Origin of the sequence: Curtobacterium sp. UNCCL20 (assembly GCF_900101675.1) — a bacterium.
Classification (GTDB): domain Bacteria; phylum Actinomycetota; class Actinomycetes; order Actinomycetales; family Microbacteriaceae; genus Curtobacterium.
Genome location: NZ_FNKG01000003.1, coordinates 488,741 through 510,335, shown reverse-complemented (window position 1 = coordinate 510,335; position 21,595 = coordinate 488,741). Strand labels below are relative to the sequence as shown.

The 21,595-nt window shown below is 70.5% G+C and carries 21 protein-coding genes; 9 read left to right on the top strand and 12 right to left on the bottom strand.

Annotated elements, in window-relative coordinates; translation table 11 throughout:
* Window positions 1-31 precede the first annotated feature (31 nt).
* From BLT36_RS15465 to deoC, 3 genes are all read right to left on the bottom strand, one after another.
* Window positions 32-598: a type IV toxin-antitoxin system AbiEi family antitoxin gene (locus BLT36_RS15465; protein ID WP_175529675.1), complete on the bottom strand. Its 567-nt coding sequence runs from the start codon at window positions 596-598 to the stop codon at window positions 32-34.
* A 228-nt stretch (window positions 599-826) separates the two neighbouring features.
* Window positions 827-1,780 (bottom strand): ROK family protein, encoded by a 954-nt coding sequence (locus BLT36_RS15460; protein ID WP_092096430.1) that lies wholly within the window; start codon window positions 1,778-1,780, stop codon window positions 827-829.
* A gap of 130 nt (window positions 1,781-1,910) precedes the next feature.
* Entirely contained in the window at window positions 1,911-2,657 is a 747-nt protein-coding gene (gene deoC, locus BLT36_RS15455) for a deoxyribose-phosphate aldolase (protein WP_302847120.1), read from the bottom strand.
* A 42-nt stretch (window positions 2,658-2,699) separates the two neighbouring features.
* Here deoC and BLT36_RS15450 point away from each other — a divergent pair, with 42 nt between their 5' ends.
* From BLT36_RS15450 to BLT36_RS15435, 4 genes are all read left to right on the top strand, one after another.
* Complete coding sequence (locus BLT36_RS15450) at window positions 2,700-4,232, top strand: SDR family oxidoreductase (protein ID WP_092096429.1); 1,533 nt, start codon at window positions 2,700-2,702, stop codon at window positions 4,230-4,232.
* Window positions 4,229-4,831 carry a GDSL-type esterase/lipase family protein gene (locus tag BLT36_RS15445; protein ID WP_092096427.1) on the top strand — a complete coding sequence of 201 codons (603 nt, stop codon included), beginning with the start codon at window positions 4,229-4,231 and terminating at the stop codon, window positions 4,829-4,831. Before BLT36_RS15450 ends, BLT36_RS15445 begins: the two co-directional genes overlap by 4 nt.
* A complete protein-coding gene (locus BLT36_RS15440) occupies window positions 4,831-5,283 on the top strand; it encodes a DUF6804 family protein (RefSeq protein WP_175529674.1) in 453 nt (150 codons plus the stop codon). Before BLT36_RS15445 ends, BLT36_RS15440 begins: the two co-directional genes overlap by 1 nt.
* Before the next feature lie 130 nt (window positions 5,284-5,413).
* The gene (locus BLT36_RS15435) at window positions 5,414-6,967 is read left to right on the top strand and encodes a stealth conserved region 3 domain-containing protein (RefSeq protein WP_092096426.1); all 1,554 of its coding nucleotides are present in this window, start codon (window positions 5,414-5,416) and stop codon (window positions 6,965-6,967) included.
* A 180-nt stretch (window positions 6,968-7,147) separates the two neighbouring features.
* Here BLT36_RS15435 and BLT36_RS15430 read toward each other — a convergent pair whose 3' ends face one another.
* From BLT36_RS15430 to BLT36_RS15410, 5 genes are all read right to left on the bottom strand, one after another.
* Complete coding sequence (locus BLT36_RS15430) at window positions 7,148-8,107, bottom strand: phosphodiesterase (protein ID WP_092096424.1); 960 nt, start codon at window positions 8,105-8,107, stop codon at window positions 7,148-7,150.
* Window positions 8,108-8,286: 179 nt separating this feature from the next.
* The gene (locus BLT36_RS15425) at window positions 8,287-9,972 is read right to left on the bottom strand and encodes a cytochrome bc1 complex cytochrome b subunit (RefSeq protein WP_092096422.1); all 1,686 of its coding nucleotides are present in this window, start codon (window positions 9,970-9,972) and stop codon (window positions 8,287-8,289) included.
* Window positions 9,972-11,039 (bottom strand): cytochrome bc1 complex Rieske iron-sulfur subunit, encoded by a 1,068-nt coding sequence (locus BLT36_RS15420; RefSeq protein WP_175529673.1) that lies wholly within the window; start codon window positions 11,037-11,039, stop codon window positions 9,972-9,974. The genes BLT36_RS15425 and BLT36_RS15420 overlap by 1 nt, the downstream gene beginning before the upstream one ends.
* A 33-nt stretch (window positions 11,040-11,072) precedes the next feature.
* The gene (locus BLT36_RS15415) at window positions 11,073-11,882 is read right to left on the bottom strand and encodes a cytochrome bc1 complex diheme cytochrome c subunit (protein WP_092096421.1); all 810 of its coding nucleotides are present in this window, start codon (window positions 11,880-11,882) and stop codon (window positions 11,073-11,075) included.
* A 21-nt stretch (window positions 11,883-11,903) separates the two neighbouring features.
* Window positions 11,904-12,542 (bottom strand): aa3-type cytochrome oxidase subunit III, encoded by a 639-nt coding sequence (locus BLT36_RS15410; protein ID WP_058743205.1) that lies wholly within the window; start codon window positions 12,540-12,542, stop codon window positions 11,904-11,906.
* A gap of 71 nt (window positions 12,543-12,613) precedes the next feature.
* On the opposite strand from BLT36_RS15410, the gene trpD reads away from it, so the two are divergent.
* Window positions 12,614-13,657 (top strand): anthranilate phosphoribosyltransferase, encoded by a 1,044-nt coding sequence (gene trpD, locus BLT36_RS15405; protein WP_092096419.1) that lies wholly within the window; start codon window positions 12,614-12,616, stop codon window positions 13,655-13,657.
* A 101-nt stretch (window positions 13,658-13,758) separates the two neighbouring features.
* Here the strand turns inward: trpD and glpK are convergent, their stop codons facing one another.
* Both glpK and BLT36_RS15395 read right to left on the bottom strand, forming a co-directional pair.
* Window positions 13,759-15,270, bottom strand: a complete 1,512-nt coding sequence (glpK, locus tag BLT36_RS15400) for a glycerol kinase GlpK (RefSeq protein ID WP_092096418.1) — start codon at window positions 15,268-15,270, stop codon at window positions 13,759-13,761.
* 60 nt (window positions 15,271-15,330) lie between these two features.
* Window positions 15,331-16,053 carry an MIP/aquaporin family protein gene (locus tag BLT36_RS15395; protein ID WP_092096416.1) on the bottom strand — a complete coding sequence of 241 codons (723 nt, stop codon included), beginning with the start codon at window positions 16,051-16,053 and terminating at the stop codon, window positions 15,331-15,333.
* Between the two features lie 313 nt (window positions 16,054-16,366).
* On the opposite strand from BLT36_RS15395, the gene dhaK reads away from it, so the two are divergent.
* The 3 genes from dhaK to dhaM are packed head-to-tail and all read left to right on the top strand — an operon-like array spanning window position 16,367 to window position 18,758.
* Window positions 16,367-17,368: a dihydroxyacetone kinase subunit DhaK gene (gene dhaK, locus BLT36_RS15390; protein ID WP_092096581.1), complete on the top strand. Its 1,002-nt coding sequence runs from the start codon at window positions 16,367-16,369 to the stop codon at window positions 17,366-17,368.
* A 32-nt stretch (window positions 17,369-17,400) separates the two neighbouring features.
* Window positions 17,401-18,039, top strand: a complete 639-nt coding sequence (dhaL, locus tag BLT36_RS15385; RefSeq protein ID WP_092096415.1) for a dihydroxyacetone kinase subunit DhaL — start codon at window positions 17,401-17,403, stop codon at window positions 18,037-18,039.
* On the top strand, window positions 18,036-18,758 hold the full coding sequence (gene dhaM, locus BLT36_RS15380; protein WP_092096413.1) for a dihydroxyacetone kinase phosphoryl donor subunit DhaM: 723 nt from the start codon (window positions 18,036-18,038) through the stop codon (window positions 18,756-18,758). Before dhaL ends, dhaM begins: the two co-directional genes overlap by 4 nt.
* A 21-nt stretch (window positions 18,759-18,779) precedes the next feature.
* Here the strand turns inward: dhaM and BLT36_RS15375 are convergent, their stop codons facing one another.
* On the bottom strand, window positions 18,780-19,382 hold the full coding sequence (locus BLT36_RS15375; RefSeq protein ID WP_092096412.1) for a TetR/AcrR family transcriptional regulator: 603 nt from the start codon (window positions 19,380-19,382) through the stop codon (window positions 18,780-18,782).
* Window positions 19,383-19,438: 56 nt separating this feature from the next.
* Between BLT36_RS15375 and BLT36_RS15370 the strand changes: the two genes are divergently transcribed.
* Window positions 19,439-20,659 (top strand): beta-ketoacyl-[acyl-carrier-protein] synthase family protein, encoded by a 1,221-nt coding sequence (locus BLT36_RS15370; protein WP_092096410.1) that lies wholly within the window; start codon window positions 19,439-19,441, stop codon window positions 20,657-20,659.
* 50 nt (window positions 20,660-20,709) lie between these two features.
* Here the strand turns inward: BLT36_RS15370 and BLT36_RS15365 are convergent, their stop codons facing one another.
* A complete protein-coding gene (locus BLT36_RS15365; RefSeq protein ID WP_092096579.1) occupies window positions 20,710-21,549 on the bottom strand; it encodes a helix-turn-helix domain-containing protein in 840 nt (279 codons plus the stop codon).
* Window positions 21,550-21,595 lie beyond the last annotated feature (46 nt).

The following is a 21,595-nucleotide window of genomic DNA, read 5'->3' as shown; positions in this document are numbered from 1 at the left end:
AGCACAGGCCGGGCAGGGCCGGCAAGGCCCCTCAGAGCCGCTGAGCGGGCTCGTGCAGCGCCCGGAGGCGCCGTTCGGCCTGCCGGACCATCGGGATCGTCCCGAGGGCGGAGAGCCGCGTCACCACCTCGTCGGTGGTCACCGCCCCGATCTCCAGCAGACCGTGCACGGCGGACGCCTCGGCTGTGCCGATGGTCCCGGCCGAGGTACCGGGGGAGCGCAGCAGGTCGACCGCGGTGCGCGCCGGCGTCGTCACGCGGAGCCGGCCGAGTCGCACGACGTCATCGTCGCCGATGATCACCTCGCGGAGGCGGACGTCCGCCTCGACGTGCACGCGGATCTGCGGCGGGATGCAGGCCTCGAGCGGGGCCGGTGGCCGCGACGTGGCGCCCCAGATCCACGCGGCGGTGCGGGTACCGGCGATCAGGCGCGGGTCGCGCAGGACCCACGCGGCGGCCTCGGCTCGGAGCGACGGTGTCTGCGGTTCGGCGGGGGAGGCCCAGCAGGGCCCGACGGCGACGAGTTCACCGGCGAGCACCGCGGCGCGGAGCTCCGACTCGGGCCAGTCATCGCTGGTCAGGAGTCGGGGGCGGGCCACCTGCACATCCTGCCGGACCCGCTCGCCTGCCCGTCACCCCTGTGGAGAGCGGACACCCGCCCGGGGACGCGAGCGCGGCACGACGACGTGCGCACGGGACGGCCTGGAGGCGCGGCGCGGGCCCGCCACGCGCCTCCAGGCCGACGCTGCGTGCGTTCACGACCGTCGGCCCGCCACGAGACCCGGCCCGAGACTCGGCCCGGCGGACCCGACCGCAGCCTGCGCACGTCAGCGCAGCACGTCAGCGCGGTGCACGAGCGCCGCTGCGCCGATGAGCGGACCGTCCTGGGACAACCCGGTCGGCACGATCTGCACCTTCGTGACGAAGCCGAACTCCACACGCTCGGCAACGGCCTGCCGCGCGTACTCGAACAGGTCCGGCGTGACGTGCGAGAAGCCACCGCCGATGGCGACGACCTCGAGGTCGACGAGCGACGTGGCGGCCGCGATCGCCTGACCGAGGGCCCGGCCGCTCCGCTTGACGGCCGCGACGGCGATCCCGTCACCGGCGGCGTACGCGGCCGAGAGCTCCTCGCCGGTGGTGCCGCCGAAGCCCTGGCGCTGCGCCCAGGCGACGGTCTTCGGGCCGCTGGCGATGGCCTCGAGGCAGCCGGTACCACCGCAGGCGCAGTGGTCGTCGAAGCCGCCGCACTCGACGTGGCCGATGTGCCCCGCGTTGCCGGTCGGACCGCTGACGGTGCGGCCGTGCAGGATGAGCCCGCCGCCGACACCGGTCGAGACGATCATGCCCATCACGTGGTCGAAGCCCTGCGCGGCGCCGACCCAGTGCTCGGCGAGCGTGATCGCCAGCCCGTCCATCCGGAGCGTGACCGGGACGCCGTCGGGGACGTGTGCAGCCACACGGTCGCGGAGCGGGTAGCCGCGCCACACCGGCATGTTGAGCGGGGAGACGAGGCCGTGCTCCTCGTCGACGGGACCGGCGGAGCCGATGCCGACACCGACGAGCGTCGCGTCCGTCGGGAGCGCCGCGAGTGCCGCGGTGACGACCTCGTCGACGGCGGCCTGCAGTTCCTCCGAGGTGCGGCCGGGCCCGGTGGGGCTGCGGAAGCGCGTGGCCGGCAGGACGACGCCCTGGTCGGTGACGAGGGCCGCCTCGACCTTGGTGCCGCCGAGGTCGAGGGCCAGGGCCAGCGGGGTGGACTGCGTTGCGGTGGTGGTCATGCTCGCTCCGATGCGGCGGACTGGAGGCGCGGGGCGGCTCCCGGACGCTGCGTCGCGTCCGTGGGCACCGGCCCCGTCGTGGTGGTCGGGTCGGGTGGTCGGGCCGGGTCGTGGACGCCGGCCCGACGGCTCAGTAGGAGCTGGTGTCGTCGCCGAGTGCCGACGCGGCGCCGGTCTCGGCGCGGTGTGCGACGTCGTCGAGGATGCGGGCGGAGGCGCTCGTCCCGATGCGGTTCGCACCCGCCTCGACCATCTCGAGCAGGGTGTCCAGACCGCGGACGCCGCCCGAGGCCTTCACGCCGGTCTCCGCACCGACGGTCTGGCGCATCAGACGGATGTGCTCGACCGTGGCGCCCCCGCCGGCGAACCCGGTGGAGGTCTTCACGAAGGCGGCGCCGGCGGACTGCGCGGCACGGCTGGCGGCGACGATCTCGTCGTCGGTGAGGAACGCCGTCTCGAGGATGACCTTGACGACGGTGCTGCCCGCGGCGTCGACCACGGCGCGGACGTCGGCCTCGACGCGCTCCCAGTCGCCGGACTTCGCGGCGCCGATGTTCTGCACCATGTCGAGCTCGAAGGCGCCGTCGGCGAGAGCCTGCAGCGACTCGGCGACCTTGGCCCCGGTCGAGGTGGTGCCGTGCGGGAAGCCGATGACGGTGCCGACGCCGACGCCGGTGCCCTGCAGGCGCTCGACCGCGTGGGCCACATCGCTCGGGCGCACGCACACGCTGAACACGCGGTAGGCGGCGGCTTCGTCGAGCTGGGCGTCGACGTCCGAGCGGGTCAGCTCGGGCTTGAGGATCGCGTGGTCGATGAGACCACGGACGGCATCGGCACTGATGTTCTCGGGATCGACGGGGAACGCTGCATTGTCCACCCGGCAAGCCTACCCGGAGCCGGACCGCGTACCGTGCCCCGCATGCACGTCCTCGTCACCGGGGCCACCGGGTACATCGGCGGTCGCCTCGTCCCACGTCTCCTCGAAGCCGGGCACAGCGTCCGGGTCTTCGTCCGCACCCCCCGGAAGCTCCAGGACGTCCCCTGGCACGACGACGTCGAGATCGCCGAGGGTGACCTGCAGGACGCCGCAGCGGTCCGCGCCGCGGTGCAGGGCGTCGAGGCGGTCTACTACCTCGCGCACGCCATGGGGGCCGAGGGCGACTTCGAGCGGGCGGAGCGCCAGGCTGCCGAGACGATGGCGCACGAGGCGAAGGCCGCCGGTGTCCGCCGGTTCGTGTACCTGGGCGGTCTGCACCCGGACGGCGAGCTGTCGAAGCACCTCCGCAGCCGGAAGGAGGTCGGGGACGTCCTGCTCCGCTCCGGCGTGCCGACGATCGCGTACCAGGCCGGCGTGGTGATCGGCTCGGGGAGCACGTCGTTCGAGATGATCCGGCACGTCACCGACGTCCTGCCGTGGATGCCCGCGCCGCGCTGGGTCCGGAACCACATCCAGCCGATCGCGGTCCGCGACGTCCTCTACTACCTGGTGCAGGCGCTCGAGATCCCGGCCGACGTGAACCGCACGTTCGACATCGGCGGGCCGGACGTGCTCCGCTACGGCCAGATGCTCAACGGCTACGCGGTCGAGGCGAAGCTGCCGCAGCGTCCGATCTCGGTCCTGCCCGTGCTCACCCCACGGCTCGCGGCGCACTGGTTCAACGTGGTGACGCCGATCCCCAGGAAGCTGGCGACCCCGATCATCGAGTCGCTCCAGTTCGAGTGCGTCCAGCGCGAGCACGACATCGACGACGTGGTGCCGCGGCCGAAGGGCGGACTCACCTCCTACCGTCGCGCCGTCCGCCTCGCACTCAGCCGGATGCGCACCGGCGAGGTCGAGACGAGCTGGCGGAACGCCACCCTCGCGGCGACCCCGGCGGACCCGCTGCCGAGCGACCCCGACTGGGCCGGCCACACCGTCTACGTGGACGACCGGAAGCGGCACTCGTCGGCCAGCGCGGAGGACGTCTGGCGCGTCGTCGAGTCGATCGGCGGTGAGAACGGCTGGTACTCCTTCCCCCTCGCGTGGGTCGCTCGCGGCTGGATGGACAAGATCGCCGGGGGCGTGGGCCTCAGCCGGGGTCGTCGTGACCCGAAGCGGCTCGAGCAGGGCGACGCCCTCGACTGGTGGCGCGTCGAACGACTCGACCGCGGGCGCTACCTGCGGCTCCGCGCCGAGTTCAAGTCGCCCGGCCGCGCCTGGCTCGAGATGACCGTGACACCCGCCGAGGACGGCGGCAGCGACTACCGGCAGCGGGCGATCTACTTCCCGCAGGGCCTGTCCGGACGCCTGTACTGGTACTCGATCCTGCCGTTCCACGGCGTGATCTTCCCGGGCATGGTGGAGCGCATCACCGCCGCCGCCGAGCGCGAGTCCTCGCACACGGAGTCGACGGGGCGGAACTGGACCCAGCAGAATGGGAACCCGGAACCGGTACACGAGGAGGCCGCATGACCACGGACGCAGCACAGACCGAGGAACGCAGCACGGTCCTGTTCCTGGGTGACAGCATCACGGCGCAGGGCTCGTGGGACGCCTGGTTGCCCGACGAGCGAACCGTCAACCAGGGCGTCGGGGGCGACACCACCGACGGTGTCCTGGCGCGCCTCGACGCCGTGATCGCCGAGCAGCCCGAGGTGATCGTGCTCCTGATCGGCACGAACGACTTCGGCAACCACCGCGCCAGCGTCGAGCACGTCGTCCGCGGGGTGGAGTCGGTGCTCGTCACGCTCCGCCGCGAGCTGCCGGGCGTCCGCCTGCTGCTCGTGTCCATCCTGCCGCGCCAGGCCGAGTACGCCACCAAGATCGAGGAGGCGAACCGGCACCTCCGCCAGTTCGTCGCCACCTGCCACGCGCAGTACCTCGACGTCTGGCCGGCGCTGGCCGACGGGGACCACCTCGCCGACCGCTTCACCGACGACGGCCTGCACCTCACCGACGAGGGCTACCAGGCGTACGTCGGCGAACTCGTGCCGGCGCTCGAGCGCGTCCGCGGACTCCCGCCGATGTCCCGTTCGATCCAGGCCATCGACCTCGACGGGGCCACCGCCTGATGGCAGCGCGGAAGGGGCGGCCCCCGGTGGGGTCGTCCCAGCACGGCGTGCCCGCCGGACCCACCGTGCCGAGCGGACCGGCACCCACGGCGGGGCGCGGGAAGGGCGACCTGCCGCCGTACACCCGGCCGGCACTGGCCCCCGCGCTCCTCGCGGCGGTGGTGCTCCTCGCCTGCGTCGCGATCGTCGACTCGTCCGGCTTCGTGTTCGCCCGGTGGGGCGTGACGGTCCTCAGCCTCATCATCCTGGTGTTCGCGGTGCGCGGTCGCGCCTGGTGGGCAGCGGTCCTGATGGCGGCCGTCGCCGTGTGCTGGAACCCGCTCGCCGTGGTGCCGATCACCGGCGAGGTCTGGGCGGCCCTGCAGCTCGTCGCGGCCGCCCTGTTCATCGTCGTCGGCATCGTCGTCAAGGTGCCGCGCGAGACGGAGACGACCCGCGCCTCCAGGCCGTAGCAGCGGCGCCCACCGGCCCGACCGGACGCCGCTCGCGCTGGCCGGCCCACCGTCGGGCCGAGCGTCCGCCTGGACGGTAGGATGCGGAAGGCCGGGTGCAGGACCCGACCGCACGACCCGAAGGGCATGGATGAGCAACGAGACCGAGCCGGTGACCGAGAGTCCTCTGCTGAACCCTCGACCGTCGTCCGGCGGTCTCGACCGACCCGACGTCGTCGTCCGGAAGGGCCGTCTGACCCTCGTCAACGGCCACCTGACGCCACAGCAGTCGATGATCGAGGACCTCCTGTTCCTCGACGACGCACTCACCGCCGGTGACGTCGACCACCTGCTGATCCGCGGCAACGACCAGCGGCCGGTGATCGCCCTCGACGAGCGCGACCGGCAGCGCGCGGAGAGCGCCGTGATGGCCGCCGCCGCGAACGAGCCGTTCTACGCGAAGCCGCCCCGGAAGCCCGCCGTGCTCGTCATCGACGACGGACTGGGCTCCGTCGACGAACCCGTCCTCCGCGTGTTCCGCCCCCGCGTCGAGCCGCTCGGTCGGCTCCGCTACGGCGCCGAGACCAGCGTGCAGCTCGAGTTCTGGCGCGTCACCGACACCGAGGTCCTCGCACCGGTCGAGAACGCCCTGATGCGCCGCAGCCTGCCGATCGACGAGTTCGTCCTCGTCGACATCGAGCGCTACGGCCGGACCTGGCGCACCGTCGAGCACATGTTCGACGACCACGTCTCGGACATCCGCTTCCCGATCGACATCGTCTTCTCGTGGGTGGACGGCAACGCCATCGAGTACCAGCGTGCCCGCCAGGCTGCGCAGTCCGGTGCCGTGCTGGGGGAGGGCGACGACGCCCCCGCCCGCTTCCGGCAGATCGACGAGCTCAAGTACGCCCTCCGATCGGTGCACACCTTCGCGCCGTGGATCCGGCAGATCTACATCGCCACCGACTCCCCGGCGCCGGCGTGGCTCGCCGACCACCCGAAGGTGCGGATCGTGCGGTCGGAGGAGTTCTTCGCCGACCCGTCCGTCCTGCCCACGCACAACTCGCAGGCCGTCGAATCGCAGCTGCACCACATCCCGGGCATCAGCGAACACTTCATCTACTCGAACGACGACATGTTCTTCGGCCGCACCGTCGACCCGTCGGTGTTCTTCAGCCCGGGCTCGGTGACGAAGTTCATCCTCGCGACGACCCGCATCGGCCTCGGCTCGAACAATCCGGCGCGCAGTGGCTTCGAGAACTCCGCCCGGGTGAACCGTCGCCTGCTGCAGCAGCGGTTCGGTGCCGTCACCACCCGGCACCTCGAGCACGCACCGACCCCGCTGCGGGCCTCGATCATGACGGAGATGGAGCACGAGTTCGCGGACGAGTTCCGGTCCACGGCGGCGTCGCGCTTCCGGGCGGCGGACAACATCTCCGTGACCAACTCGCTGTACCACTACTACTCGCTGCTCACGGGCCGGGCGATCATGCAGGAGAACGCCGAGGTCCGGTACATCGACACGACGATGCAGTCCGGGTTGCGGGCGCTCGACGACCTGCTCAAGAAGCGGAACGCCGACTTCTTCTGCCTCAACGACGGCAGCTTCCCGGAGGTCAGCGACGAGGAGCGGACGCAGCGCGTCACCGACTTCCTCGAGCGGTACTTCCCGTTCCCCGCGCCGTGGGAGCGTCGCGGCGCCTAGGACGCGAAGCGGCCCGTCGGGCCGCTCCGGCGCGCTCGTGACGCCCCCACCTCCGGCCTGGAGGCACGGTGGCGGCCCGCCACCGCGCCTCCGGGCCGCCAGCGGGTCGCGCATGCGCGACGGCGCCGAGATCGCACTTCGGCGCGCCAGGCGCGCGCGGGAGACCGCCCGACTGCGATCTCAGCGGTGGACGGGGGAGACCGGGACCGAGTCCAGCGTGAACACCGGGATGCTCGACGTGACCGGAGCGGGCTCGGCTGCTGCGGGGATGGTCACCCCGGCGGCTGCGAGGCGTGCCTCGGTCTGGACGGCGGACACCGGCTCGCCCACGGTGGCGTAGTGGCCGATCGGCACGATCGAGTGCACGACGTTGTGCCCGTACACGTGCACGAGGTTGAACGACTGTGCGCCGTCCTGCCCGCGAGTCCCGCCCTGGTACTCGCTGAGGTCCTGGGTGTAGCAGGTGGCACTCGCCACGGACACGGGGATGCCGGCGAACACGGCGCTCGTCGAGTAGTGCAGGTGCCCGGCGATGATCGCGATGACGTCGCTGCCCTCGACGACCTCGGCCAGGGCGTCCTGGTCGCGGAGTTCGACGAGCACGGCGAGGTCCTGCACGCTCGGCACGGGCGGGTGGTGCATCGCCAGGATCGTGCCGTGAGGGGCCGCCTCGGAGAGGACCTCGGCGAGCCAGTCGAGCTGCTCGGGGGAGACCTCGCCGTGGTGGGCGCCGGGGACGCTCGTGTCGAGGGTGATCACGCGGAGGCCGTTGACGTCGTAGACGAAGTCGACGGGACGGTTGGTCGGTTGCAGCCCGAAGAGCTCCTGGCGGAACGCGCCGCGCTCGTCGTGGTTGCCCATCGCCCAGATGACCTGCGCGCCGATGCGCTCGGCTGCCGGCTCGATGATCGAGCGGATCCGGGCGTAGGCACCGGGTTCGCCCTTGTCGGCGACGTCACCGGTGACGACGATCGCCTCGGGGCGGGTGCCTGACGCTTCGATCTCGGCGACGATCTCGGTCAGCCGCGCGGCGGAGTCGACGTCGCCGTAGAGATCGCCGTCACCCGCCAGGAGGTGGGTGTCGCTGAGGTGGAGGAGGAAGTGGTTCGGCCTGGGGTGTTCGGCCGTCCGGCTGTCCATCGGGGTCTCATTCCGTTGGCGGGGTGCGTGGTGCAACACAGTGCCACACCGTCCTGGACGAGTCCAGCACGTGTCGGTGAATCCACCGTGAACGTGGGTCGGCGTGTTCCCACGAGGCGAATGAACGAACCCCCCGACCACGAAGTGGCCGAGGGGTTCGATCGTTCTTGCCGAGGGACCTAGTGGTTGCCGGCGCCGATCGCGGGGGCGGGGTGATCGCCCTCGATCTCGGGACCGTGGTGAGCGGCGTGCGCAGCCTCGAGTTCTGCCTTCGTGACCGGCGTGATCCGGTCCTCGAAGAAGAAGCGCGACATCCCGGCGCGGATCTTCTGCACGCTGCTGATCTTGCCCTTCGCGTTCGGGCGGATCATGAGCGGCTTGTACTCGTTGAACTGCAGGAGCTTCCAGCGCTCGTACTCGTCGAGCTGCTCGTGCACCTCGATGTACTCGCCGTGGGGGAGTCGGACGATGCGGCCGGACTCGTACCCGTGGAGCACGATCTCGCGGTCCTTCTTCTGCAGGGCGAGGCACACGCGCTTGGTGATCCAGAAGGCGACGAACGGACCGAGGACCGTCGTGGCCTGGATCACGTGGATCACGTGTTCGATCGACACCATGAAGTGGGTCGCGATGATGTCCGACGACGCGGCGGCCCAGAGGCTGGCGTACAGCGTGATGCCGGCGGCACCGAACGCCGTGCGGGTCGGAGCGTTGCGCGGGCGGTCGAGGATGTGGTGCTCACGCTTGTCACCGGTGACCCAGCCCTCGATGAAGGGGTAGAGCAGGATCGCCAGGATGAGCAGCACCAGCACCGCGATCGGCGCGAGGATGTTGAACGACACCGTGTAGCCGAACCACACGACCTCCCAGTGCGGCGGCACCAGACGGAGCGCACCGTCCGCGAAGCCGATGTACCAGTCAGGCTGGGTACCGGCGGACACGGGGGACGGGTCGTACGGGCCGTAGTTCCAGATCGGGTTGATCGTGAACAGCGACGCGATGAGGGCGAGGATGCCCGCGACGATGAAGAAGAACCCACCGGCCTTGGCAGCGAACGCGGGGAGGATCGGCACGCCGACCACGTTCTCGTTCGTCTTGCCGGGGCCCGCGAACTGCGTGTGCTTGTTGATGACGACGAGCACGAGGTGGACACCGAGCACCGCGACGAGGATCGCCGGGAGCAGCAGGATGTGCAGCGTGTACAGGCGGCCGACGATGTCGGTGCCCGGGAACTCGCCGCCGAACAGCAGGTAGGCGATCCACACGCCGATCACCGGGACACCCTCGATCATGCCGACGATGATGCGGAGACCGTTGCCGGAGAGCAGGTCGTCGGGGAGCGAGTAGCCCGTGAAGCCCTCGGCCATGGCCAGGACCCAGAGCAGGAAGCCGAACACCCAGTTGAGCTCACGCGGCTTGCGGAAGGCACCCGTGAAGAACACGCGAGCCATGTGCAGCATGATCGAGGCCACGAACAGCAGGGCCGCCCAGTGGTGGATCTGCCGGACGAAGAGCCCGCCGCGGATGTCGAACGAGATGTTCAGCGTGGACTGCAGCGCCGTCGACATCTCGACGCCCTTGAGCGGGACGTACGAGCCGTTGTAGACGACCTCGGCCATCGACGCCTGGAAGAAGAACGTCAGGAAGGTACCGGAGAGCAGGACGACGACGAAGCTGTACAGCGCCACCTCGCCGAGCATGAAGCTCCAGTGGTCGGGGAAGATCTTGCGACCGACCTCTTTGACGAGGCCCGAGATGCTGGTGCGCTCGTCGATGTAGTTGGCGACCCCGCCGATGATGCGGGATCCGCGCTCCGGTGCCGGCTTGGTGTCGGTCGCAGGTGCGGTGGTGGTGGTGCTGCTCATCAGCGTTCACGCTCCCAGAAGGACGGTCCGACCGGCTCGTGGAAGTCGCTCTGGGCAACCAGGTAGCCGTCGTCGTCGATCGCGATAGGAAGTTGGGGGAGAGGGCGTGCGGCCGGGCCGAAGATGACGTCGCAGTTGTTCGACACGTCGAACGTCGACTGGTGGCACGGGCACAGCAGGTGGTGCGTCTGCTGCTCGTAGAGCGCGACCGGGCACCCGACGTGGGTGCAGATCTTGGAGTACGCGACGATGCCGTCGTACCCCCAGTTCTCGCGACCCTTGGCGGGGTTCAGGTCCTTCGGGTCGAGGCGCATGAGGAGGACGGCGGCCTTGGCCTTCTCTTCCAGCATGTGCTCCGAGTCGAGCATCCCGTCGGGGATGACGTGGAAGACCGAGCCGATCGTGACGTCGGACGCCTTGATCGGGAGACCGGTCGGGTCCTTGGTCAGGCGCATGCCCGACTTCCAGAACGTGTGGCGGAGCAGCTCGTTCGGGTCGGCCGCCGGCGCGAGGTCGCGCACCAGGACGATGCCGGGGAGCGGGAACGCGGCGAGGGCACCGATCATCGAGTTGCGGATCAGCTTGCGACGGCTGAAGCCGGACTCCTTGTCGGCGAGCTGGAAGGCCTCCACCGCCTTGGCACGGGTCGCGTCCGTGCCACGGGTGGTGTGGCGGAGCTCCGAGATCTCGCGGTCGACGACGAGCGACTTCGACCAGTAGACCGCGCCGAGGCCGAGCGCGAGCAGGGCGAGGGCGATCGACAGGCCGAGGAAGAGGTTCGCGGTGCGGACCGTCCCGAAGTCGTCGGACGAGATCGGGAAGGCGACGTAGGCGGCGATCGCGAGGACGCTGCCGACGATCGACAGGTAGAAGTACGTGGCGACCTGACGCTCGGCCAGACGCTGCTTCTTCGGGTCGACGTCCGTGCGGCGCGGGCGGTGCGGCGGCTCGCCCGGGTTCTCGAACGGGTCCGCGGGGAGGACCGCGGTGCCGGGCGCCGACGGGGTCGCGCCGTGCTTCTCGACAGCCGAGGACGAGTTCAGTGCCTCGTCGTCGTGCTCTGCCATGGTGTTCCCTTCAGTGTCGTTCGACACGGACGATCAGTTGGACTTCGCGGTCAGCCAGACGGTCATCGCAACGACCGCGCCGAGTCCGAAGATCCAGATGAACAGACCCTCTGCCACCGGGCCGAGGGAGCCGAGGGCGAAGCCGCCGGGCGACTTGTTGTCCTGCACGTACTTGAGGTACGTGATGATGTCGGCCTTCTGCTGGGGCGTGAGGTTCAGGTCGTTGAAGACCGGCATGTTCTGCGGGCCCGTGACCATGGCCTCGTAGATGTGCTTGCCGGACACCGACTGCAGGTTCGGGGCGTACTTGCCCTCGGTCAGCGCGCCACCGGCGCCGGCCACGTTGTGGCACATGGCGCAGTTGATGCGGAAGAGCTCCGCACCCTCGGCCGCGTCGCCGTCCTTGCCGTCGGTCAGGCTCGAGGAGGGGACCGACGGTCCTGGGCCGAGCGATGCGACGTACTCGGCGAGGGCGTCCACCTGCTCGTCCGTGAACTGCGCGGGCTTCTCTTCTGCCTGGGGGCCCTGTGCGGCCATCGGCATGCGACCGGTGCCGACCTGGAAGTCGACGGACGCGGCACCGACACCGATGAGGGACGGACCCTCGCTGGTGCCCTGGGCCGAGAGGCCGTGGCAGGTGGCGCAGTTCGAGGCGAAGAGCTTCTGGCCCTCGTTGACCTTCGACTGGCTGGAGGCCGCCACGGTGCTCGTGCTGTCGTCGGCGTTGGCCGAGGAGCTGAACAGCGCGTACGCACCGCCGGTGGTCATGAGACCGACGACGATGAGCGACACGGTCGCCATCGGTGAACGGCGGCCCTTCTTGGACTTGCTTCTGTTGAACATGCGGAGGGGGCTATCCAGTTCCTACTTGAGAAGGTAGATGACGGCGAAGAGGCCGATCCAGACGACGTCGACGAAGTGCCAGTAGTACGACACGACGATCGCGGTGGTCGCTTCCTTGTGACCGAAGTTCTTGGCGGCGAACCCGCGGCCGAGCGTCAGCAGGAAGGCGATGAGGCCACCCGTGACGTGGAGGCCGTGGAAGCCGGTGGTCATGTAGAAGGCCGAACCGTAGGCGCTGGACGAGAGCGTGACGCCCTCGTGCCAGAGGTTCGCGTACTCGAAGATCTGCCCGCAGACGAAGATCGCGCCCATGCAGTACGTGACGAAGAACCACTCCGTCATGCCCCAGTCCTTGGGGTTCCAGCTGGTGCGGTGCACCTGGAAGCGCTCGGCGGCGAAGACCGCGAACTGGCAGGCGAAGCTGGACAGCACCAGGATGATCGTGTTGACCGAGGCGAAGGGCACCTCGAGCTTCGACGTCTCGGTCGCCCACAGTTCGGGCGAGGTGCTGCGCAACGTGAAGTAGATCGCGAACAGGCCGGCGAAGAACATGACCTCGCTGCCCAGCCACACGATCGTCCCCACGGCAACGGCGTTCGGCCTGTTGAGGACCGGACCGCTGGCGGATCTGGAGAGAGGGGTGCTAGTCACGTCCTCCATTATGGCCGAAACCCCAGACAGTGTTTTCGCAGGAGACTGGCGGGTCTCTCGAATTCACTACGATCAGGTGCATGTTCGACCTCCTCACCTGGCCGTCCGTGATCAGTTCGCTCATGGCTCGCAAGGACCTGACCATCAGCCAGTCCACATGGGCCATGCAGGAGATCGTGCAGGGCCAGGCGACGCCGGCGCAGATCGCGGCCTTCGTGGTGGCCCTCCGCGCGAAGGGCGAGACGGTCAACGAGGTCGTCGGTTTCCGTGACGCGATCCTCGACGCCGCCGTGCCGCTGGACGTCGACCCGATGGCCCTCGACATCGTGGGCACCGGCGGCGACGTGGTCGGCACCGTCAACATCTCGACGATGGCGGCCATCGTCATCGCCGCGACCGGGGTGCCCGTCGTGAAGCACGGCAACAAGGCGAGCTCGTCGAAGTCGGGCTCCAGCGACGTGCTCGAAGCGCTCGGCCTCGACCTCACGATGGACGCCGCGCGTGTCGCTGACACCTTCCGGCGTGTCGGGATGACCTTCGCGTTCGCGAGCTCGTTCCACCCCGGATTCGCCCATGCGGCCGCGGTCCGGCGCGAGATCGGTGTGCCGACGGTGTTCAACTTCCTCGGCCCGCTGGTCAACCCCGCACGGTGCGAGGCGAACGCGGTGGGCGTCGCCCAGCTCGAGCTCGTGCCGATCATCACGGGCGTGTTCCAGACGCGCGGGGCCACGGCGCTCGTGTTCCGCGGTGACGACGGACTCGACGAACTCACCACCACCGGGCACAGTCACATCTGGGAGGTCAGCGGCGGCCGCGTCACCGAGCACGACCTCGACCCGCGGGACCTCGGGATCGCCCGCGCCCGCCTCGTGGACCTGCAGGGCGGTGACCCGGTGCACAACGCCGGTGTCGTGCACCGGGTCCTCGCGGGGGAGTCCGGTCCGGTCCGCGACATCGTCCTGCTCAACGCCGCGGCCGGCATGGTCGCCTTCCGGCTCGCGCAGGACCCGGCCCAGGTGGACCGGCCGATCCTGCAGCGGTTCCGCGAGCAGTTGCTCGTTGCCGCCGACGCGATCGACTCCGGCGCAGCAGCGCGCAAACTGGACGAGTGGGTCAACGCCTAGCCACGTGCCCTGCACGCAACGGCCTGGAGGCCCGGTGCCGGTCCGTGGGACCGGCACCGGGCCTCCAGTGCGTTGCTGACCTCAGTGCGTCACGGACGTGACTACTGGACGTCCTCGTCGACCCAGTCGAAGGTCTTCGTGACGGCCTTCTTCCAGAGGCGGATCTGGCGGTCGCGCTCGGCGTCGTCGAGCTTGGGCTCCCAGCGCTGGTCCTCCTGCCAGTTGGCACGGAGCTCGTCGAGGTTCGCCCAGAAGCCGACCGCGAGGCCGGCCGCGTAGGCGGCGCCGAGCGCCGTCGTCTCGGCGACCACCGGACGCACCACCGGGACGTTGAGGATGTCCGCCTGGAACTGCATGAGCTCGTTGTTGGCGGTCATGCCACCGTCGACCTTGAGCTCCGTCAGGTCCACGCCGGAGTCCGCGTTGACGGCGTCGAGGACCTCGCGGGTCTGCAGCGCCGTCGCCTCGAGGGCGGCACGGGCGATGTGACCCTTGTTGACGTATCGGGTGAGGCCGACGATCGCGCCGCGGGCATCCGGACGCCAGTACGGCGCGAAGAGACCCGAGAACGCCGGCACGAAGTACACGCCGCCGTTGTCCTCGACGGTCTTGGCGAGGGCCTCGACCTCCGGGGCACTGCCGATGAGACCGAGGTTGTCGCGGAGCCACTGGATGAGCGACCCCGTGACGGCGATGGACCCCTCGAGGGCGTAGTGCGTCTCCTGGTCGCCGAGCTTGTAGCCGACGGTGGTGAGCAGCCCGTTCTCCGAGCGGACGATCTCCGTGCCCGTGTTGAAGATGAGGAAGTTGCCGGTGCCGTAGGTGTTCTTCGACTCGCCCTGGTCGAACGCCGCCTGGCCGAAGGTCGCCGCCTGCTGGTCACCGAGGATGCCCGCGATCGGGACCTCGCGGAGCAGGTTGGACGACTCGACGTGGCCGTAGACCTCCGAGGAGCTGACGATCTCCGGGAGCATCGACTTCGGCACGCCGAAGTCCGCCAGGATGTCGTCGCGCCACTGCAGGGTCTCGAGGTCCATGAACAGCGTGCGGGACGCGTTCGTGACGTCGGTCTTGTGGACACCGCCGTCCACACCACCCGTCAGGTTCCAGAGGACCCAGGTGTCGGTCGTACCGAAGAGCAGGTCGCCCGCCTCGGCCTTCTCACGAGCACCCTCGACGTTCTCGAGGATCCACATGATCTTCGTGCCGGCGAAGTACGTGGCGAGCGGCAGACCGACGATCGCCTTGTAGCGGTCGGTGTCACCGTCGGCGAGCTTGTCGACGATCGACTGCGTGCGGGTGTCCTGCCAGACGATCGCGTTGTAGACGGCCTTGCCGGTGGTCTTGTCCCAGACCACCGCGGTCTCGCGCTGGTTCGTGATGCCGACCGCCGCGACGTCGTGGCGGGTGATGTCGGCGCGGGACAGGGCCTGGCCGATGACCTCGCGGGTGTTGTCCCAGATCTCGGCGGGGTCGTGCTCGACCCACCCGGCACGCGGGAAGATCTGCTCGTGTTCCTTCTGTCCGACGGAGATGATCGAGCCGGAGTGGTCGAAGACGATCGCTCGCGTGCTGGTCGTTCCCTGGTCGATGGCGACGATGTAGTCGGCCATTGGTGCTCCTTACGGGTTCGTTCAGTGGGGGTGGTGGAGTCGTGGGTCCCGACGCGGGGTCTAGGCGAGGGGGAGCAGGGCGTACGAGAGGCCGGCTGCGAGGGCACCGCCGACGAGGGGGCCGACCACGGGCACCCAGGCGTAGGCCCAGTCGCTCGAGCCCTTGCCCTTGATCGGGAGGAAGGCGTGCGCGATGCGCGGACCGAGGTCACGTGCCGGGTTGATCGCGTACCCGGTCGGGCCACCGAGGCTGACACCGATCGCGATGACGAGGAAGGCGACCGGGATGGCGCCGAGCTCGGACGGGGTCTTGCCGTTGGTGAAGGCGATGACCACGAAGACGAGGACGAAGGTGCCGATGATCTCGGTGACGACGTTCCAGGCGTAGGAGCGGATGGCCGGGCCGGTGGAGAAGACGCCGAGCTTCGCGGCGGGGTCGGGCTCCTCGTCGAAGTGCTGCTTGTAGGCGAGCCAGACGATGACGGCACCGATGATCGCGCCGATCAACTGGGCGAGCCAGTAGAGGAACATCTCGCCGACCGTGATGTTGCCGAGGATGGCCTGCGCGAGGCTCACCGCCGGGTTGAGCTGGCCGCCGGACTTGTACGACACGGTGACACCGGCGAAGACCGCGAAGCCCCAGCCGATCGTGACCATGAGGAAGCCCGCGCCGAAGCCCTTCGACTTCGTGAGCGAGACGGAGGCGACGACGCCGCCACCGAGGATGATGAGCATCGCCGTACCGACGAGCTCAGACAGGAAATTGACGCCGATGCCGTCCATCGGTGACCTCCAGTGCGTGAGGGTGGGGGTCCGGTGGTACAGCGCCGGCACTCCCCGTTGAGTGATTGAGGCCGAGCATACTGACGGGGATCGACGCGGGGCGATGCGATCGTGAGCGAACTGCGGGAAAGTGCACGAACGTGCAGGACGGCTGTGCGTCCGACCCATCCAGGGCCCCTGCGCGGCGGAACCGCGCTGCACGAACGTGCACAACCCACGAACGACTGCGCGGGCTCGGGATGTAGATTGAGGCAACTCCGGTCGACGACGGCGGTGTGCTGCCCTCGCGACCCCCTCACCCGTGGAGGTCAGCATGAAGAAACTCATCAACGATCCGCAGGCCGTGGTCGACGAGACCGTCCGCGGGTTCGCCCGTGCGCACGCCGGGCACGTCGTCCTGGTCGAGGACCCGATCCACATCCACCGCGCCGACGCTCCGGTGTCCGGCAAGGTCGGGATCGTCAGCGGTGGCGGCAGCGGCCACGAGCCACTGCACGCCGGGTTCGTCGGGTACGGCATGCTCGACGCCGCCGTCCCCGGACCGGTGTTCACCAGCCCCACGCCCGACCCGATCGTCGCCGCGACGAAGGCCGTCGACGGGGGAGCGGGCGTCCTCCACATCGTGAAGAACTACACCGGCGACGTCCTCAACTTCGAGACCGCCGCCGAGCTCGCCGGGATGGACGACATCCGGGTCGAGTCGATCGTGGTCGACGACGACGTCGCCGTGCAGGACTCGCTCTACACGGCCGGTCGCCGCGGGGTCGCGGGCACCGTCGTGGTCGAGAAGTGCGCCGGCGCCGCAGCGGAACGCGGTGACGACCTCGACGCCGTCGCCGCCGTCGCACGGCACGTCAACGACGTCACACGCTCGATGGGCCTCGCGCTCAGCTCGGGCACGGTGCCGCACGCCGGTGAACCCTCTTTCACGCTCGCCGACGACGAGGTCGAGCTCGGCATCGGCATCCACGGCGAACCCGGCCGTGAGCGCATCCCGATGGCGCCCGCCGACCAGCTCGTGGACCGCGTGCTCGAACCGATCCTCACCGACCTCGACGCACCGGCCGGCTCGAGGCTGCTGCTCCTCGTGAACGGCATGGGCGGGTCCCCGCTGTCCGAGCTCTACATCGTGTACCGACGCGCCGCCGAGGTGCTCGCCGACCGCGGGTACGAGGTCACGCGTAGCCTGGTCGGCGACTACGTGACATCCCTCGAGATGCAGGGGTTCTCGCTCACCGTGACGGTGCTCGACGACGAACTCACCGCCCTCTGGGACGCACCGGTGGAGACCCCGGCACTGCGCTGGGGACGCTGAACCACCGCCCACCATCCAGGAAGGAACACGAATTGGCGCTCGACACCGCATGGGCCATCGAATGGGTCCGACGCACTGCCGCGACGATCGACGAGCACCGGGCCGAGCTGGTCACGCTCGACCGTGAGATCGGCGACGGGGACCACGGTGAGAACCTCGACCGCGGCTTCCGCGCCGTGCTCGAGGCCGTCGAGGCCGGTTCGTTCGACACCCCCGGGGCCGTGCTCAAGGTCGTCGCGACGAAGCTCATCTCGACCGTGGGCGGAGCGGCCGGCCCGCTCTACGGCACCGCGTACCTCAAGGCTGCGCAGGCGGCGGGTGACGCGACCGAGCTCGATGCCGACACGCTGGTCGCCGTGCTCACGGCCGCCTGCGACGGCGTCGTCTCCCGCGGCAAGGCCGCCGTCGGCGACAAGACGATGGTGGACGCCTGGTCGCCCGCCGTCGACGCCGCTGCAGCCGCCGCAGCCGACGGTGACAGCCCCGAGCAGGTGCTCGCGGCTGCCGCCGACGCCGCGGTGACCGGTGCCGAGTCGACCGATCCGCTCGTCGCCCACAAGGGCCGTGCGAGCTACCTCGGGGAGCGCGCGATCGGGCACCGTGACCCCGGCGCGCAGTCGTCGGTCTACGTCCTCCGCGCCGCGGTCGACGCCGCCGGGGACGCCGCGTGACCGTCGGCATCCTCGTCGTCTCGCACAGCGCGGCGATCGCGAGCGGCACCGTCGAGCTGGCCCGTCAGATGGCCGCCGACGTGCCGCTCGTCGCCGCCGGCGGGACGGACGACGGGGGCATCGGCACCTCGTTCGAGGCGATCACCGCCGGCATCGAGGAGCTCGCCGGTGCGGACGCGGTGGTCGTCCTGTGCGACCTCGGTTCCGCCTACCTGACGACGGACACCGCCCTCGACTTCCTCGACGACGACGCCCGCGCTCGGGTGCACGTGTCCCGGGCCCCGCTCGTCGAGGGGACCGTCGCCGCAGCGGTCGCCGCCCAGACCGGCGGCGACGTCGACGCGGTCCTGGCCGCTGCCGCGTCTGCCGCAGCGTCCGAGGCGGACGCACCCCGTGCCTCCAGTGCGTCCGACGACCAGCCTGGAGGCGCGGTGCCGGGTGCCGGGACCGGCCCCGTCGACGACGTGGCCGCGTCCGAGAGCGTCGAACTCGTCAACGAGACCGGCCTGCACGCCCGTCCCGCGGCGGAGTTCGTGAAGACCGCGGCGAAGTACGAGGCATCCGTGCACGTGAACGGCGTGGACGCGAAGAGCCTGCTCGCGATCATGGCGCTGGCGCTGCCGAAGGGTGCGACCGTCACGATCGAGGGATCGGGACCGGACGCGCAGGACGCGGTCGACGCGCTCGTGGCGCTCGTGCGGTCGGGCTTCGGCGAGTAGCCCCCTGGTTCCGTCGCCGGGTCAGGTGATGGAGACGGTGCCGGCCAGGTCGAGGTCGGACGGACCGCCGGTGACACCGGCGTCCGCGAGGAGCGTCGCGCCGAAGACGGCGCTCCAGAACGTCCGGGCGTCGCGGCCGACGCCGCTCGGGCTCGACCAGCCGCGCTCCGTGACGACCCGCTCGAGGTAGCGCTCCGACTGCCGGAACAGCACCGCCAGCAGGAGCCTCACGCGCTCGCGCTGCGCTGCGTCGTCGCCGGCCGCCCCGAGCGCGCGCACGACGAGCAGGGTCGACGGCATCGCCAGAGCGGTCCGCGCGAGGACCTGGCGGAACGCCTCCGCCGACCGTGCACGGCGCCCGGACGCCTGCAGCCGCGTGGTGTCACGGAGGAACAGCGCGAACGCGGCGTCGAGGACCAGGCGGTCCTTCGAGCCGAAGTGGTGGGTGATCTGGTTCGGGTAGACCCCGGCCGCGCGCGCGATCTCGCTGACCGTCACGGTGCGGTGCGACTCGCTGCCGTCGTGCGCGGCTGCACCGCTGAGCAAGCCGGCCGTGGCGGCGAGGATCTTCGCGCGGGTCGCTGCGCCGCGGGCGGTGCCCGGTCCCTCGGTCGTGGTTGCCATGTCGGAATTGTACGTGGTACAACTCAACTTGTTCAACGTACAAGAAGGAGTCTTGAGTGGACATCTCCATCACCGGCTACGGCGCGGTCTCCCCGTTCGGCCACGGCGTCGACGTCCTCTGGGACGCCCTGGTCGCAGGGCGTTCCGGCGTGCACGTCCTCGACCGCTCCGGCACCCACTGGGACCAGGTCCCGATCCGCGTCGGGGCCGATGCCGCACTCGACGCCGACGGCGCGCTCGGCCGGGTGCGGGCGAACCGCCTCGACCGCAGCCAGCAGCTCGCCCTCGTCGCCGCCGAAGAGGCCTGGGCCGACGCCGGTGCACCGAGCGTCGAGGGCGACCGGCTCGCCGTCGTGGTCGGGACGGGCATCGGGGGAGTGGAGACCCTCCTCGACGCCCACGACGTCCTCGGCACCTCGGGGGCCCGGCGCGTGTCGCCCCGTACTGTGCCGATGCTCATGGCCAACGGAGCCGCCGCCCAGATCAGCATCGCGTTCGGCGCCCGAGCGGGTGCCTACACGACGGTGTCGGCGTGCGCGTCCGGTGCCGAGGCGATCGCCGTCGCAGCCCGGTTGATCGTGACCGGCGAGGCCGACGTGGTCATCGCCGGTGGCACCGAGGCCGCGGTCACCCCGGTCACGATGGCCTCGTTCGCCCAGTCCCAGGCACTCGCCAAGCCCGAGGGCGACGACCCCGCGACGCTCTCGCGCCCGTTCGACGTCTCGCGGCGCGGGTTCGTGCTCGGCGAGGGCGCCGGGTTCGTCGTCCTCGAGCGGGCGTCCCACGCCGTCGCCCGGACCCAGCGGTCCCACGGCACGCTCGCCGGGTGGGGGATCACCTCGGACGCGCACCACATCACGGCGCCGCTCGCCGACGGCAGCGAGCAGGAACGGGCGATGACCGCGGCGATCCGGATGGCCGGGCTCACCGGCGCGGACATCGACCACGTCAACGCCCACGCCACCAGCACGCCGGTCGGGGACGTCGGCGAGGCCGCGGCCATCAACCGGGCCGTCGGCAGCAGTGCGATCGTCACGGCACCGAAGAGCGCGATCGGGCACATGTTCGGCGCCGCGGGTGCGGTCGAGTCGATCCTGTCGCTTCGGGCGATCGAGACCGGTGTCGTCCCGCCGACCCTGAACCTGCAGCACCAGGACCCGGCGATCGACCTCGACGTCGTCACGGGTGCCCCGCGCACCGCTCGACTGCGGTCGGCGCTCAACAACTCGTTCGGGTTCGGCGGGCAGAACGCGTCGCTGGTGTTCACCGCGGTCTGAACCGTCGCTGACCGGGGCCGCCGCGATCCGAGCAGACGCGACGCGGGAGATCAGGACGGAGCCGAGGTGAACTGCTGCAGCCCGGTCACCCGCAGGAGGTCGAGCTTCGCCGCGTCCTCCGTGCCCGGCACCACGGTGTAGACGACGATCCTGAGGTCACCGCCAGGGACGCTCAGCACGTCGCAGTCGATCTCGATCGGCCCGACCGGCGTGTGCACGGTCTTCCGACTGGCCCGGTGCTCGGCGATCCGGCCGGTGTCCCAGCGCCGCTCGAACTCGGACGACCCACGACGGAGGCGGGCGACGAGCTCGGCGAGGTCACGGTCGGCCGGGTAGCGTCCGACGGCGGCGCGGAGGTCGGCGGCGAGGTCGCTCGAGAAGTCCTCCTGGTGGGCGTCGTCCCACGCGACGCCGTCGTGGCCGTGCATGAAGTGCCGCCACACGAGGTTCCGCTCGATGCCGGAGTACTGCTCGGGGTCGCCGTTCACCGCGGCCCAGAGGTCGTTCCACAGGACGATGTCGTGCGTCGCCGTGAACACCGCCAGCGGCACGTCGCCGAGCCGGTCGACGATGCGCTGCACACCGGGCGTGACGTGCCGGGGGACGATCCCACGCGACGGCGGCGCGGCCCCGGCGACCCGGAACAGGTGGTCACGTTCCGCCACGGTCAGCCGCAGCGCGGTCGCGAGGGCACCGAGCAGCTGCGCCGACGGGTTCTCGGCGCGGCCCTGCTCGAGCCGCACCACGTAGTCGACGCTCACTCCGGCGAGCGCAGCGAGCTCTTCGCGTCGGAGACCCGGGGTCCGTCGGCCGGGACCCGCGGGGAGGCCGACCTCTTCGGGACGCACCCGGTCGCGCCAGGAACGCAACACACTCGCGAACTCGCTCATGTGCACCATCATCGCCCCGCGCCTCCAGGCCTTCCTGGTACTGGTG

What these genes read in the sequence shown, in the direction of transcription:
- BLT36_RS15460 (WP_092096430.1), bottom strand. Translation starts at nt 1,780, where the DNA reads ATGACCACCACCGCAACGCAGTCCACCCCGCTGGCCCTGGCCCTCGAC.
- BLT36_RS15450 (WP_092096429.1), top strand. Translation starts at nt 2,700, where the DNA reads ATGCACGTCCTCGTCACCGGGGCCACCGGGTACATCGGCGGTCGCCTC.
- BLT36_RS15445 (WP_092096427.1), top strand. Translation starts at nt 4,229, where the DNA reads ATGACCACGGACGCAGCACAGACCGAGGAACGCAGCACGGTCCTGTTC.
- BLT36_RS15440 (WP_175529674.1), top strand. Translation starts at nt 4,831, where the DNA reads ATGGCAGCGCGGAAGGGGCGGCCCCCGGTGGGGTCGTCCCAGCACGGC.
- BLT36_RS15435 (WP_092096426.1), top strand. Translation starts at nt 5,414, where the DNA reads ATGAGCAACGAGACCGAGCCGGTGACCGAGAGTCCTCTGCTGAACCCT.
- BLT36_RS15430 (WP_092096424.1), bottom strand. Translation starts at nt 8,107, where the DNA reads ATGGACAGCCGGACGGCCGAACACCCCAGGCCGAACCACTTCCTCCTC.
- BLT36_RS15425 (WP_092096422.1), bottom strand. Translation starts at nt 9,972, where the DNA reads ATGAGCAGCACCACCACCACCGCACCTGCGACCGACACCAAGCCGGCA.
- BLT36_RS15420 (WP_175529673.1), bottom strand. Translation starts at nt 11,039, where the DNA reads ATGGCAGAGCACGACGACGAGGCACTGAACTCGTCCTCGGCTGTCGAG.
- BLT36_RS15415 (WP_092096421.1), bottom strand. Translation starts at nt 11,882, where the DNA reads ATGTTCAACAGAAGCAAGTCCAAGAAGGGCCGCCGTTCACCGATGGCG.
- BLT36_RS15410 (WP_058743205.1), bottom strand. Translation starts at nt 12,542, where the DNA reads ATGGAGGACGTGACTAGCACCCCTCTCTCCAGATCCGCCAGCGGTCCG.
- trpD (WP_092096419.1), top strand. Translation starts at nt 12,614, where the DNA reads ATGTTCGACCTCCTCACCTGGCCGTCCGTGATCAGTTCGCTCATGGCT.
- glpK (WP_092096418.1), bottom strand. Translation starts at nt 15,270, where the DNA reads ATGGCCGACTACATCGTCGCCATCGACCAGGGAACGACCAGCACGCGA.
- BLT36_RS15395 (WP_092096416.1), bottom strand. Translation starts at nt 16,053, where the DNA reads ATGGACGGCATCGGCGTCAATTTCCTGTCTGAGCTCGTCGGTACGGCG.
- dhaK (WP_092096581.1), top strand. Translation starts at nt 16,367, where the DNA reads ATGAAGAAACTCATCAACGATCCGCAGGCCGTGGTCGACGAGACCGTC.
- BLT36_RS15375 (WP_092096412.1), bottom strand. Translation starts at nt 19,382, where the DNA reads ATGGCAACCACGACCGAGGGACCGGGCACCGCCCGCGGCGCAGCGACC.
- BLT36_RS15365 (WP_092096579.1), bottom strand. Translation starts at nt 21,549, where the DNA reads ATGAGCGAGTTCGCGAGTGTGTTGCGTTCCTGGCGCGACCGGGTGCGT.